Origin of the sequence: Paenibacillus sp. FSL L8-0340 (genome assembly GCF_038593145.1) — a bacterium.
Taxonomy (GTDB): Bacteria; Bacillota; Bacilli; order Paenibacillales; family Paenibacillaceae; genus Paenibacillus_AQ.
This window is the reverse complement of record NZ_CP151967.1, coordinates 6,739,369-6,752,003: the sequence shown is the minus strand read 5'-3', so window position 1 is coordinate 6,752,003 and position 12,635 is coordinate 6,739,369. Positions and strand designations below refer to the sequence as shown.

Below are 12,635 nucleotides of genomic sequence, written 5' to 3'. Positions count from 1 at the left end.
CCGGTATTCCAGTGAATGCCGGAACATCAGAAAGGATTGGGAACAGCATGGCTTTGCAAATCTACAACACAATGAGTCGCAGCAAGGAGCAGTTTGTGCCTCTGAAGTCAGGCGAGGTAAAAATGTACGTATGCGGACCAACCGTCTACGGCTATATGCATATCGGAAATGCCAGACCTGTTATCGTTTTTGATACGGTCCGCAATTATTTAGAGGCAATCGGCAATGAGGTCCGATATATTACCAATTTCACCGATGTCGATGATAAGCTGATCCGCAAAGCGGAGGAAATGAATACTACCGTAGCTGAAGTTGCTGAAATTTTTATCGCTGCCTACGGTGAAGATCTTGCCGGTCTGGGCGTAAAGCCGGCAACAATGAATCCGCGGGTTACACAAAGTATGGATCTGATCATTGAGCTCATTAAGGAGCTAGAAGCAAAAGGTTATGCTTATGAGAACGGCGGCGATGTATATTACCGCACGGGCAAATTTGCCGATTACGGCAAGCTGTCCCGCCAGAATCTCGGGGAGCTGCAATTCGGGATTCGTGTGGAAGTGGATTCACGCAAGGAGAAACCCGAGGATTTTGTGCTATGGAAAGCGGCCAAACCGGGTGAAATCCATTGGCACAGCCCTTGGGGGAATGGACGTCCCGGCTGGCATATCGAGTGCTCGGCCATGGTCCGTGAATATTTGGGCGATACTATTGATATCCACGGCGGAGGGCAGGATCTACAGTTCCCGCATCATGAATGCGAATGTGCACAAACGGAAGTGCTGACCGGCAAGCCGCTGTCGAACTATTGGATGCACAACGGATTTCTCAACATCGGAGACGAGAAAATGTCGAAATCGCTCGGCAACGGGCTGCTAGTCAAGGATATCCGCCAGCGTTTCAAAGCCGGAACGATCCGCTATTTCATGCTCTCCACCCATTACCGCAATCCGCTGAACTTTTCAGAAGAAGCGCTGCTGTCTGCCGAGAAAAGCGCCGAGCGGATCGCGCTGGCAGAGAGTAATGTGAAGCATCGTCTGGAGATTGCTCCTGAATGGGCTGTGGAAGCAGCGAGCGCAGAGACCGTGGATCGCCTGGCGAATATACTGGAGACCTTCCATGCTAAAATGCAGGATGATTTTAATACCCCGGATGCGATCACTGCTGTATTCGACTGGGTAAGCCTTGCGAATCTTACGCTTGCGAACAACGAGGCGAAATCCGCGGATTTTGCGGCGCTGCTGAAGGCTTTTTCGGAGATGAATGCGGTTCTGCGCCTTGCTCCCGAGCTTGAAGAAGAGGTCGCAAGTGAAGATGTGGAGCGGCTGATCGCAGAGCGGGCAGAAGCGCGCAAGAATAAGAACTGGGGACGGTCCGATGAAATCCGCGACGAGTTGAACCGTTTGGGCATCCTGCTTGAAGATACTCCACAAGGAATGCGGTGGCGTCGTAAATGAGCGGCGAGTTCAATGTGAACAACGCTTGGTTCCCGTATGAACCCTCCAAGCCGGTCCGGCAGCTCTCGCCAATCGTGCTCGCTTATGCGGGAGACGCGATTTATGAAGTGGCTGTCCGCCAATATCTGATCTCGCTGACGAATCTGCGTCCGAATCACTTGCACCGCACGGCAACCGGACTGGTCTCGGCTAAGGCGCAAAGCACCATTCTTGCCTTTCTTGACCCGATGCTCACGGATGAGGAGAAGGATGTCGCCCGGCAAGGACGGAACGCTAAGTCAGGGACGATCCCCAAAAATGCGGATGTGCTGGAATACCGCCATGCCACCGCTTTTGAATGCCTGATCGGGCACCTGTATTACACAGGGCAGCAGGAGAGAATACAAGAACTTGTCCACAGCAGTATAGAGTACATGATGAACCGGCCCAAGTGAGGCCATAAAACTTATAGAACAGGAGGCATGAACATGGAAGAAGAAATAAAGACAGAAGAAGAAATACTGGCCGGTAAGCATTCGGTGCTTGAAGCGCTTCGTGCCGGCCGTACACTGAACAAGATTTGGATCGCCGAAACGGCGCAAAAGCATTTAACCGCACCGATCGTTGCTGAAGCGCGCAAAGCGGGAATTGTGATCCAGCATGTAGATAAGCGGAAGCTGGACCAGCTTGCACCCGGAGTGCAGCATCAGGGAGTGGTGGCTCAGGCTGCGCCGTTCGCTTATGCGGAAGTTGCCGATATTCTGGCTGCGGCCGAGGCCAAAGGGGAACCGCCTTTTCTTATCCTGTTGGATGAGATTGAAGATCCGCATAATTTGGGCTCCATTCTACGGACAGCTGATTGCACCGGCGTACACGGGGTGATTGTGCCCAAACGGCGCTCTGCGCAAATTACGGCCACCGTGTCCAAAACCTCGGCTGGAGCTGTAGAATATGTTCCCGTAGCACGGGTCACCAATCTTGGCCAGACTATAGACCGGCTTAAGGAGCTGGGCGTCTGGGTGGTCGGAACAGATGTTGCTACGGATCAGAACCTGTATGAATCGGATATTTTCACCGGTCCGGTAGCTGTTGTTATTGGCAATGAGAACAAGGGAATGGGCCGCTTGATCCGTGAAAAATGCGATGTACTGCTGAAGCTGCCAATGGCCGGTAAGATCAACTCTTTGAATGCCTCAGTTGCGGCCGGCGTCATTATGTATGAGGTATTGCGGCGCCGGCAAGTACAGGGATAGCTATGGCAGACTGGCGCGATGTGCTGCTTGTGGATGGATACAACATGATCGGCGGCTGGCCGGAACTTTCGGCACTGTCGGAGACAGGCATGCAGGGAGCACGCGACCGGCTGCTGGATATGCTGGCCGATTATCAGGCATTCACCGGGCGGCGCGTCATTGCCGTATTCGATGCTTACCGTGTTCCGGGACTTGGCCGTTCCTTTGTGCAGGGGAAGGTGCAGGTCTTTTTCACTAAGGAAAAAGAAACCGCAGACGAATGCATTGAGCGGCTGGTTGGAGAATTCGCTCACCGCCGCCGGCAGATTTATGTGGCAACCAGCGATTTTGTGGAGCAGCATGTAATCTTTGCCCAAGGTGCGTTGCGGATTTCTGCCAGAGAGCTGCGGCTGGAGATCGAAGAAAATCAAAAGCAGGTTAAGAAAGCTATCGAGCCGCAGGGTACCAGCTCCCAGCGGCATTCCCTGGAAGAGAAACTTCCACCGGAGATGCGGAAACGCCTGGAGGATTGGCGGCGGCAATGAAGCATCCGGAAACCCGTAATCAATTGATTAAATTCCAAAAATTGTTATAGAAGATTGTTTTTGGACAAATACGGTTGACGGTGTAAGGTAACATAATATATACTGATCCTATATTTCGAGAAGTGACGATGTGTCTTGCGTTGCAGCCGGGGGGATTCTTGGTGAGTGTCGACCTCAAGGAATTAATGCTGTCTGAGTATGATTTCATAAGTGATGAAGAAATTGTCGAGATCTTCCGTGGTGGCGACAGTGGCGCATTGGAGCACTTGATTAACAAGTACCGTAATTTCGTACGTGCCAAGGCCCGTTCTTATTTTCTGATTGGAGCGGATCGTGAAGATATCGTACAGGAAGGCATGATAGGCCTTTATAAGGCAATTCGTGACTTCAAGGGCGATAAGCTGTCTTCGTTTAAGGCCTTTGCCGAACTCTGTATTACCCGTCAGATTATAACCGCCATTAAGACGGCTACCCGCCAGAAGCATATACCGCTTAATTCGTATGTCTCTTTGGACAAGCCTATATACGATGAAGATTCCGACCGGACGCTGATGGATGTCATTTGCGGGACTCAGGTGCTGGATCCGGAAGAACTGATTATTAACCAGGAGGAATTTATCGGCCTGGAGGATAAGATGGCGGAGATTCTCAGTGATCTCGAACGCAAAGTTCTGATGCTGTATCTGGACGGCAGGTCCTATCAGGAGATTGCGGAAGATTTGAAGCGGCATGTGAAGTCGATCGACAATGCTTTGCAGCGAGTGAAACGTAAATTGGAAAGATATCTGGAAGTGCGTGACAATTAATGATATAATGGACAGGAAAGGCTCGGTCATCGAGTCTTTTTTTAGTGTTTATGCAAGTTTTGATGGATAAGACAGGATTTTAGTGGATTGCCGTTGCTAATAGGTTTATTCATAGTCGGATTGCTCCATAATGGTAAGAATAGTGCCTATCGATGTTCTATCGAGAAATTCCGTCCGTGAAGTCATTCATGACGACCTTGCACAAGGCAGCGAACAGCTGGGAAAGACAAGAACAAGACAATGAATGGAACACGGCTACATTACCCGAAATTACCCAGTGCGATGGGGAATTCTTTCGTTGACACAGGGCTTGACATTATGCTAAAGTGTTTTAGGTAGGCCTAAATTCGCGGGTTTTTTTTAGGATCAATATTTGCGTCTTCTAATTATAAGATTAGAAGTACGTCTTCGGGAGGTGCATATCATGCGGGTAATTATCACTTTGGCTTGTACAAGTTGCAAACAAAGAAACTATGCGACAACCAAAAACAAGCGAAATCACCCCGACCGCTTGGAGATGAAGAAATTTTGCAAGTTCTGTAACGAGCAAACTCCTCATCGCGAAACCAGATAGTCTTTGGAGGTGTAGTCGGCGTGAAACGTAGTTTCAAGTCATTGTTTTCCTTTTTCACTGAGAGCTGGAGCGAGCTCAAAAAAGTTCGCTGGCCTAGCCGTAAAGAGTTGAAAAACTATTCATTGATCGTTCTCGGTACAATTGTAGTTATGGCGCTTTACTTCTGGGTTCTGGACATCGGTATTTCCGCTCTGATCGAAACGATTATTTAGAGAGGTCCCAGGTGGCTTGTATGGAAAAAAGATGGTATGTTGTTCATACCTATTCCGGGTATGAGAATAAGGTTAAGGCCAATTTGGAAAAACGCGTTGAGTCCATGGGCATGGAAGACAAAATATTCCGTGTTCTTGTTCCTATGGAAGAAGAACTGGTAAACAAGGATGGCAAGAAAAAAACTGTCATGCGTAAAGTTTATCCTGGTTATGTTTTGGTCGAAATGGTTCAGACTGATGATTCTTGGTATGTTGTCCGCAATACGCCGGGCGTTACCGGATTTGTCGGTTCGACAGGTTCCGGATCTAAACCTACCGCTCTGCTTCCGGAAGAAGTTGAACAAATTCTGAAGCATATGGGCATGGTTGAACCTAAAGCGAAGATTGATTTCGAAATTAAGGAATCCGTACGTATTATGGTTGGTCCCTTTGCGAATTTTGTGGGCTCCGTGGAAGAGATTTTGGCTGACAAGAGCAAGATCAAAGTGCATGTTAACATGTTTGGACGGGAAACCCCGCTGGAGTTGGATTTCACTCAAGTGGAGAAAATATAACAGTGTCAAGGGTTTCTTGTGGGAGAACGCTTTAAGCGTTCGAATACCACTATTTACGCAAGGAGGTGTCACTCATGGCTAAAAAAGTTATTAAAATGGTGAAACTGCAGATTCCTGCAGGGAAAGCGAATCCAGCGCCTCCAGTAGGTCCGGCGTTAGGTCAAGCAGGTGTCAACATCATGGCATTCTGTAAGGAATTCAACGCTCGTACTGCCGACCAGGCTGGCCTGATCATCCCGGTTGAAATTACAGTATTTGAAGACCGTTCGTTTACCTTCATCACTAAAACTCCTCCGGCTGCCGTTCTGCTTCGCATCGCTGCTAAAGTAGAAAAAGGATCCGGTGAACCAAACAAGAAAAAAGTAGCGAAGCTCGGCCGCGCAGCGGTTCGTGAAATCGCTGAAACAAAAATGCCCGACCTGAACGCTGCATCTATCGAAGCTGCAATGCGTATGGTTGAAGGTACTGCCCGCAGTATGGGTATCACAATCGAAGACTAATATGTATTCGATGCACCGGTCATTCATGACCGCAATATGTGGGAGGAATTTCCGCTAACACCACAAAGGAGGAACATTTTCATGGCTAAACATGGTAAGAAATACATGGAATCTGCTAAGCTGATCGACAGCGAAGCAACATACGAGCCTTCAGAAGCTGTAGAGCTTGTGAAAAAGGCAGCGACTGCCAAATTCGACGAAACCGTTGAAGCAGCAGTTCGTCTGGGTGTAGACCCGCGTAAACAAGACCAAGCTGTTCGTGGTGTTGTTGTCCTGCCTCACGGCACAGGCAAAACGCAACGCGTACTTGTATTTGCAAAAGGTGAAAAAGCGAAAGAGGCAGAAGCTGCTGGCGCGGATTTTGTAGGCGATCAGGATATGATCAACAAGATCCAACAGGGCTGGTTTGAATTTGATGTCTGCGTAGCTACACCTGATATGATGAGTGAAGTTGGTAAACTGGGTCGTCTGCTCGGTGGTAAAGGCCTCATGCCTAACCCTAAAGCTGGCACAGTTACTTTCGACGTTACCAAGGCTGTGCAAGAAATCAAAGCCGGTAAGATCGAATACCGTCTTGATAAAGCCGGTCAAATTCACGCACCTATCGGCAAAGTGTCCTTTAATGCTGAACAATTGAACGAAAACCTTAAATCCCTCATCGACGCTCTTAACCGTGCGAAACCGGCTGCTGCTAAAGGTGTTTACCTGAAGAACATTGCTATTTCGTCAACTATGGGACCTAGTGCTCGTGTGAATACAACTTCTTACAGATAATAGGGGTTGACTCTTAGAGTCATCTTTGATAATCTATAACAGTTGTGAACTTTAAGGTGATCATTCTTCAACTTGAATATGCTTACCGTAGACAGTAGGTGCCGTAGGGCTTAATTTCCTACCGAGGTGTTGTGATAGAAACAAGAAGTGCCGGGTACATGCCTGTGTAACTTACGTTTTATCAAGCCTTCGTGAATCTGCGGAGGCTTTTCTAATGCCTGCGTAGGAACGACGAGAATTTTCCGGAAGAATCGTCGTCACATAAATTTTCAGGAGGTGTATACAAATGGCAAATGCAAAAGTAATCCAAGCTAAACAGGAAGCGGTTGATGTTGTAACAAGCAAACTGCAGAACAGTGTTTCCACTGTTGTTGCGGACTACCGTGGATTGAACGTTTCGCAAGTGACCGAACTGCGTAAGCAGCTTCGTGAAGCTGGCGTTGATTTTCAAGTCCTGAAAAACTCTTTGGTGCGTCGTGCAACTGCGGCGTCTGATTTGACTGAGTTGGACGCAGTTCTGACTGGTCCTACAGCAGTAGCATTCAGTGAAACTGATGCAGTAGTAGCAGCCAAGATTTTGAATGACTTCGCTAAGAAGAACGACGCTCTGAAACTGAAGGGCGGCGTTGTAGAAGGTAAAGTTATCGACGCTGACCAGCTGAAAGCACTGGCTGAGCTTCCATCCCGCGATGGTTTGCTGTCCATGCTGCTTAGCGTGCTTCAAGCTCCAGTGCGCAACTTCGCGCTTGCAGTTAAAGCAGTCGCTGAGAAAGAAGAACAAAGCGCGTAAGCCTTTGTCTCTAGCATCATAATCAATACCACAAATAAATTTAAATATAAAATGGAGGTTCAATCATGAGCAAAGAAACAATTTTAGAAGAAATTAAAGGCATGAGCGTATTGGAACTGAACGACCTGGTTAAAGCAATCGAAGAAGAATTCGGCGTAACTGCAGCAGCTCCAGTAGCAGCTGGCGGCGCAGTAGCAGCAGTAGCAGAAGAACAATCCGAATTTGACGTAATTTTGACAGGCGCTGGCGCTTCCAAAATCAACGTTATCAAAATCGTTCGCGAAATCACAGGTCTGGGCTTGAAAGAAGCTAAAGACCTCGTAGACAACGCTCCAAAACCAATCAAAGAAAAAGTAAGCAAAGAAGAAGCCGATGCTACCAAAGCAAAATTGGAAGAAGCAGGCGCAGCTGTAGAAGTGAAGTAATTCGCTTCAATAAGGTAATGCCCCGGGGAGGACTTCTCCTTCCGGTTCTTGCAACCCCCTTGAACTTGTTCAAGGGGGTTGCTGTATACAATAGGAAGAACAAAATGAAAGGGAGGATCTTATGTCGCAGCATTATTACTCGCAGCAGCCGGAAGCGCGTCATGACAGACGTACCCTAAGCACGGTTCTGAGAGGGAAAACCCTGCGGTTTACCAGCGACGCCGGTGTTTTTTCCAAAGGAGATATCGACCATGGCAGCCGTGTTCTAATTGAGGCTATGGACATTCCGGATGGATCTGCAGTGCTTGACGTAGGCTGCGGGTACGGACCGATTGGCATTAGTGCAGCGTTTCTGGTCCCGGGCGGCCATGTGACGATGATTGATATTAACAGCCGTGCGGTCGAGCTGGCTCGCGAGAATGCCCAGCATAATGGAATCCGCAATGTTACGGTTATGGAAAGCGATGTGTTGTCTGCAGTAAAGGGACAGAAGTATGATGTCATACTTACCAATCCTCCGATACGTGCCGGCAAAGCGGTAGTGCATCGTATTTTTGAAGAGGCGTATGAGCATTTGAATGAGGGTGGAAGTCTGTGGATTGTAATCCAGAAGAAACAGGGGGCACCTTCAGCGGCAGCAAAACTCGAAAGCTTGTTTCCGGTTGTGGAAGAAGTGGGGAAAGACAAAGGCTATCGTATTATCAGGGCGCAAAAAAATAGTTGATTAATCATTGACTTGTGATATAGATAGTGGTATTATTATAAAATGTCAGTATTAAGCTAGGCTCCATGTCTTTAGTTTGCTGAAATGTCAAGTAATATATTGTCGCCCGGCAAGCGCATGCCGTACGGCAAGTTTGTGCGAATTCAGTTCTCTATGTTACTGTCGCGGCGAAGGTCGCCGGGGAAATAGATAATAGCGCATAAACTGTTGCTTGGTGACGTATAATACGTACGTTTTGGGCAAATCTACTGGATAAGGAGTATTTTGGTCATGGATAGATGCGCTCTTTTTTCGAAAGATTTCGATAAGGGCTTTTCTCTATTTGTGGCTGAATCCTTGTGTTATGGTTCCATTATAATGGTCCAAACAAGGGTTCGCAATCAATTTTTAAGTGAGTAGACATGAGGGGTGAGTAAAGTTGGCAGGACATCTTGTTCAGTATGGTCGACGCACTCGGCGGAGCTATGCGAGAATTAACGAGGTACTCGAGGTCCCGAACCTGATCGAGATCCAACAAAAATCTTATGATTGGTTTTTGGAGGAAGGATTGCGGGAAATGTTCCAGGACATCTCGCCGATCCAGGATTTCACAGGGAATTTGGTGCTTGAGTTCATTGATTACAGCCTGGGTGAACCGAAATATACGGTTGACGACGCTAAAGAGCGGGACGTAACATATGCGGCTCCTCTGCGGGTGAAAGTACGGCTCATTAATAAGGAGACCGGTGAGGTCAAAGAGCAGGAAGTGTTCATGGGAGATTTCCCGCTGATGACGGAGACCGGCACTTTTATTATCAATGGTGCGGAACGGGTTATTGTCAGCCAGTTGGTTCGCTCTCCAAGCGTCTATTTCAGCACAAAAGTGGATAAGAACGGTAAAAAAACCTACACCGCCACAGTAATTCCTAACCGCGGAGCCTGGCTGGAGCTTGAGACCGACGCTAAGGACATTATGTATGTCCGTATCGACCGGACTCGTAAGATCCCGGTTACCGTGCTTCTGCGTGCTCTCGGGTTCGGCAGTGATGCTGAAATTCTGGAACTGCTTGGCAATGATGAATATATTCGCAATACGCTGGATAAAGACAACACGGACTCTACGGAAAAGGCGCTTATCGAAATCTACGAGCGTCTGCGTCCGGGCGAACCGCCGACACTTGATAATGCCAAGAGCCTTTTGGTCGCACGTTTCTTTGATCCGAAGCGCTATGATCTGGCCAATGTAGGCCGCTACAAGATCAACAAAAAGCTGCACATTAAAAATCGTCTGTTCAATCAGCGTTTGGCTCAACCTCTGGTTGATGAGTCCACAGGTGAAATCCTGGCGGAATCCGGCCAAATGGTTGACCGTCGTCTGCTTGATGAGCTGATTCCTTATTTCGAGAAGAATGTCGCTTCCAAAAACTACCGTGTAAGCGGTGGGGTTATGGACAGTATTGATATCCCACTACAAACGATCGACGTGTTCTCGCCTATTGAAGAAGGACGGGTTATCAAGCTGATTGCCAATGGCAATATCGACAAATCAGTGAAGCATATTACTCAGGCTGATATTATCTCCTCAATCAGCTACTTTATTAATTTGTTGCACGGCATCGGCAACACCGATGATATCGACCACCTGGGTAACCGTCGTTTGCGTTCTGTAGGCGAACTGCTGCAGAACCAATTCCGTATCGGGTTGTCCCGTATGGAGCGCGTAGTGCGTGAGAGAATGTCGATACAGGATGCTAATGCGATTACGCCACAGGCTTTGATCAACATTCGTCCGGTTATCGCGTCGATTAAAGAGTTCTTCGGTAGTTCGCAGCTGTCCCAATTTATGGACCAGACGAACCCGCTGGCTGAACTGACGCACAAACGCCGTCTATCGGCACTCGGACCCGGCGGTCTGACTCGTGAACGCGCGGGCTTTGAGGTTCGTGACGTCCATCACAGTCACTACGGCCGTATGTGTCCAATTGAAACGCCGGAAGGTCCGAATATCGGGCTGATCAACTCCTTGTCCACCTTTGCCCGCATTAATGAATACGGCTTTATTGAAGCGCCGTACCGTTGGGTGGATCCGAAGACTGGCAAGGTGACTGAACAGATCGATTACCTGACTGCCGATGAAGAAGATAACTATGTAGTTGCTCAGGCTAACGTACTGATCGACGAAGAGGGCTCCTTCAAAGAAGACATGGTTATCGTTCGCTACAACAAAGATTCAGACAATATTACAACAATGCCAAGTAATCGCGTGGATTACATGGATGTATCGCCAAAACAGGTTGTATCGGTCGCTACGGCGCTCATTCCGTTCCTTGAGAACGATGACTCCAACCGCGCACTGATGGGATCGAACATGCAGCGTCAGGCCGTTCCGCTTCTAATTCCTAAAGCGCCGCTTGTCGGCACAGGAATGGAACATAAATCCGCTAAGGATTCGGGCGTATGTATTGTTTCCAAGTATGACGGTATTATTGAACGCTCGTCGGCCAACGAAATTTGGCTGCGCCGCGTTGAAGCTGTCGAAGGCAAGGAAGTTAAAGGTGATATCGTTAAATATAAATTACACAAATTTATGCGTTCGAACCAGGGTACCTGCATTAATCAACGTCCGCTGGCTAAAAGAGGCGACATTGTTAAGAAAGGCGACATTCTGGCCGATGGACCATCCACGGAAATGGGCGAACTTGCTCTTGGCCGCAACGTAGTTGTTGCGTTCATGACTTGGGAAGGTTACAACTACGAGGATGCGATCCTGCTGAGTGAGAAACTGGTTAAGGAAGATGTATACACTTCGATTCATATCGAGGAATACGAATCCGAGGCTCGTGACACCAAGCTGGGACCTGAAGAGATTACGCGTGATATTCCGAATGTCGGTGAAGAAGCGTTGCGCAATCTTGATGAGCGCGGCATCATCCGCATCGGTGCGGAAATCAACGCTGGTGATATTCTGGTAGGTAAAGTTACTCCTAAGGGTGTAACTGAACTGACTGCCGAAGAACGCCTGCTGCACGCTATCTTTGGTGAGAAAGCCCGCGAAGTGCGCGATACTTCGCTGCGCGTTCCTCATGGTAGTGACGGTATTATCGTTGACGTTAAGGTATTTACACGCGAGAACGGCGATGAGCTGCCTCCGGGTGTAAATCAGCTGGTTCGTGTCTACATCGCTCAGAAACGTAAGATTTCTGAAGGTGACAAGATGGCCGGACGTCACGGTAACAAGGGTGTCGTTGCCCGTATCCTGCCTGAAGAAGATATGCCATTCCTTCCTGACGGTACACCGGTGCAGGTTGTCCTGAACCCTCTGGGCGTTCCTTCCCGTATGAACATCGGCCAGGTGCTCGAAGTTCATATCGGTATGGCTGCCCTGCAGCTCGGTATTCACGTAGCTACTCCAGTATTTGATGGAGCGCGTGAGAACGACGTGTTTGATACGATGGAAGAAGCCGGCATGCAGCGTAATGGTAAGACTGTGCTTTATGACGGCCGTACAGGTGAACGCTTCGAGCGTGAAGTTACTGTCGGCGTTATGCACATGATCAAACTGGCGCACATGGTTGACGATAAGATTCATGCCCGTTCCACAGGGCCTTACTCTCTCGTTACACAGCAGCCACTCGGCGGTAAAGCCCAGTTCGGCGGACAGCGTTTCGGGGAGATGGAAGTTTGGGCGCTTGAAGCTTACGGTGCTGCATATACACTTCAAGAGATTTTAACTGTGAAGTCCGATGACGTGGTAGGCCGTGTCAAGACGTACGAATCCATTGTCAAAGGCGAGAATGTTCCAGAACCAGGTGTTCCGGAATCGTTCAAAGTACTCATCAAGGAACTGCAGTCGCTTGGTATGGATGTTAAGATCCTCAGCGGTGACGAGCAGGAAATTGAAATGAAGGAACTGGATGATGAGGATGAGACGTCAGGCGACAAGCTGAGCCTCAATTTGGAAGGCGCAGAAGTCGGAATAGAGTAATTCAACTGTAAGAATCAATTTCATTTAAAAAGGACCGTGCCCTCTTTTGATCTAACCGTCAAGGGAGGGCCTCCGGTACTAAATCAGGATATAGGTTAAGGA

The 12,635-nt window shown here is 48.4% G+C and carries 14 protein-coding genes and 1 other annotated feature; all 14 genes read left to right on the top strand.

What is annotated here, in order from left to right; all coding sequences use genetic code 11:
* Nucleotides 1-47 precede the first annotated feature (47 nt).
* The 14 genes from cysS to rpoB all read left to right on the top strand — a co-directional run bounded on the left by cysS (nt 48) and on the right by rpoB (nt 12,533).
* The gene (gene cysS / locus NST07_RS31045) at nt 48-1,454 is read left to right on the top strand and encodes a cysteine--tRNA ligase (protein ID WP_341096624.1); all 1,407 of its coding nucleotides are present in this window, start codon (nt 48-50) and stop codon (nt 1,452-1,454) included.
* Nucleotides 1,451-1,888, top strand: a complete 438-nt coding sequence (locus NST07_RS31040; protein ID WP_341096623.1) for a Mini-ribonuclease 3 — start codon at nt 1,451-1,453, stop codon at nt 1,886-1,888. The genes cysS and NST07_RS31040 overlap by 4 nt, the downstream gene beginning before the upstream one ends.
* A 33-nt stretch (nt 1,889-1,921) precedes the next feature.
* Nucleotides 1,922-2,686, top strand: a complete 765-nt coding sequence (gene rlmB, locus NST07_RS31035; RefSeq protein WP_038597120.1) for a 23S rRNA (guanosine(2251)-2'-O)-methyltransferase RlmB — start codon at nt 1,922-1,924, stop codon at nt 2,684-2,686.
* 2 nt (nt 2,687-2,688) lie between these two features.
* Nucleotides 2,689-3,210 (top strand): NYN domain-containing protein, encoded by a 522-nt coding sequence (locus NST07_RS31030; protein WP_341096621.1) that lies wholly within the window; start codon nt 2,689-2,691, stop codon nt 3,208-3,210.
* Between the two features lie 161 nt (nt 3,211-3,371).
* The gene (sigH, locus tag NST07_RS31025; protein ID WP_020427086.1) at nt 3,372-4,016 is read left to right on the top strand and encodes an RNA polymerase sporulation sigma factor SigH; all 645 of its coding nucleotides are present in this window, start codon (nt 3,372-3,374) and stop codon (nt 4,014-4,016) included.
* Nucleotides 4,017-4,440: 424 nt separating this feature from the next.
* Nucleotides 4,441-4,590, top strand: a complete 150-nt coding sequence (rpmG, locus tag NST07_RS31020; protein ID WP_074086515.1) for a 50S ribosomal protein L33 — start codon at nt 4,441-4,443, stop codon at nt 4,588-4,590.
* A gap of 20 nt (nt 4,591-4,610) precedes the next feature.
* Nucleotides 4,611-4,802 (top strand): preprotein translocase subunit SecE, encoded by a 192-nt coding sequence (gene secE / locus NST07_RS31015; protein WP_038597114.1) that lies wholly within the window; start codon nt 4,611-4,613, stop codon nt 4,800-4,802.
* A gap of 20 nt (nt 4,803-4,822) precedes the next feature.
* Nucleotides 4,823-5,356, top strand: coding sequence for a transcription termination/antitermination protein NusG (gene nusG, locus NST07_RS31010; RefSeq protein WP_020427084.1), 534 nt, complete (start codon nt 4,823-4,825; stop codon nt 5,354-5,356).
* Between the two features lie 74 nt (nt 5,357-5,430).
* Nucleotides 5,431-5,856 (top strand): 50S ribosomal protein L11, encoded by a 426-nt coding sequence (gene rplK, locus NST07_RS31005; protein ID WP_020427083.1) that lies wholly within the window; start codon nt 5,431-5,433, stop codon nt 5,854-5,856.
* A gap of 81 nt (nt 5,857-5,937) precedes the next feature.
* On the top strand, nt 5,938-6,630 hold the full coding sequence (gene rplA, locus NST07_RS31000; RefSeq protein ID WP_038597112.1) for a 50S ribosomal protein L1: 693 nt from the start codon (nt 5,938-5,940) through the stop codon (nt 6,628-6,630).
* A 67-nt stretch (nt 6,631-6,697) separates the two neighbouring features.
* Nucleotides 6,698-6,852: a sequence feature (ribosomal protein L10 leader region), on the top strand.
* 64 nt (nt 6,853-6,916) lie between these two features.
* Nucleotides 6,917-7,420 carry a 50S ribosomal protein L10 gene (gene rplJ, locus NST07_RS30995; protein ID WP_038597109.1) on the top strand — a complete coding sequence of 168 codons (504 nt, stop codon included), beginning with the start codon at nt 6,917-6,919 and terminating at the stop codon, nt 7,418-7,420.
* A 65-nt stretch (nt 7,421-7,485) separates the two neighbouring features.
* Nucleotides 7,486-7,845, top strand: a complete 360-nt coding sequence (rplL, locus tag NST07_RS30990; RefSeq protein WP_038597106.1) for a 50S ribosomal protein L7/L12 — start codon at nt 7,486-7,488, stop codon at nt 7,843-7,845.
* 121 nt (nt 7,846-7,966) lie between these two features.
* A complete protein-coding gene (locus NST07_RS30985; RefSeq protein ID WP_341096618.1) occupies nt 7,967-8,569 on the top strand; it encodes a class I SAM-dependent methyltransferase in 603 nt (200 codons plus the stop codon).
* A gap of 418 nt (nt 8,570-8,987) precedes the next feature.
* Nucleotides 8,988-12,533 (top strand): DNA-directed RNA polymerase subunit beta, encoded by a 3,546-nt coding sequence (gene rpoB / locus NST07_RS30980; RefSeq protein ID WP_076112958.1) that lies wholly within the window; start codon nt 8,988-8,990, stop codon nt 12,531-12,533.
* Nucleotides 12,534-12,635 lie beyond the last annotated feature (102 nt).

Bases quoted from the DNA above. Each gene is read 5' to 3' on its own strand.
- cysS (WP_341096624.1), top strand. From the start codon at position 48: ATGGCTTTGCAAATCTACAACACAATGAGTCGCAGCAAGGAGCAGTTT.
- NST07_RS31040 (WP_341096623.1), top strand. From the start codon at position 1,451: ATGAGCGGCGAGTTCAATGTGAACAACGCTTGGTTCCCGTATGAACCC.
- rlmB (WP_038597120.1), top strand. From the start codon at position 1,922: ATGGAAGAAGAAATAAAGACAGAAGAAGAAATACTGGCCGGTAAGCAT.
- NST07_RS31030 (WP_341096621.1), top strand. From the start codon at position 2,689: ATGGCAGACTGGCGCGATGTGCTGCTTGTGGATGGATACAACATGATC.
- rpmG (WP_074086515.1), top strand. From the start codon at position 4,441: ATGCGGGTAATTATCACTTTGGCTTGTACAAGTTGCAAACAAAGAAAC.
- nusG (WP_020427084.1), top strand. From the start codon at position 4,823: ATGGAAAAAAGATGGTATGTTGTTCATACCTATTCCGGGTATGAGAAT.
- rplK (WP_020427083.1), top strand. From the start codon at position 5,431: ATGGCTAAAAAAGTTATTAAAATGGTGAAACTGCAGATTCCTGCAGGG.
- rplA (WP_038597112.1), top strand. From the start codon at position 5,938: ATGGCTAAACATGGTAAGAAATACATGGAATCTGCTAAGCTGATCGAC.
- rplJ (WP_038597109.1), top strand. From the start codon at position 6,917: ATGGCAAATGCAAAAGTAATCCAAGCTAAACAGGAAGCGGTTGATGTT.
- rplL (WP_038597106.1), top strand. From the start codon at position 7,486: ATGAGCAAAGAAACAATTTTAGAAGAAATTAAAGGCATGAGCGTATTG.
- NST07_RS30985 (WP_341096618.1), top strand. From the start codon at position 7,967: ATGTCGCAGCATTATTACTCGCAGCAGCCGGAAGCGCGTCATGACAGA.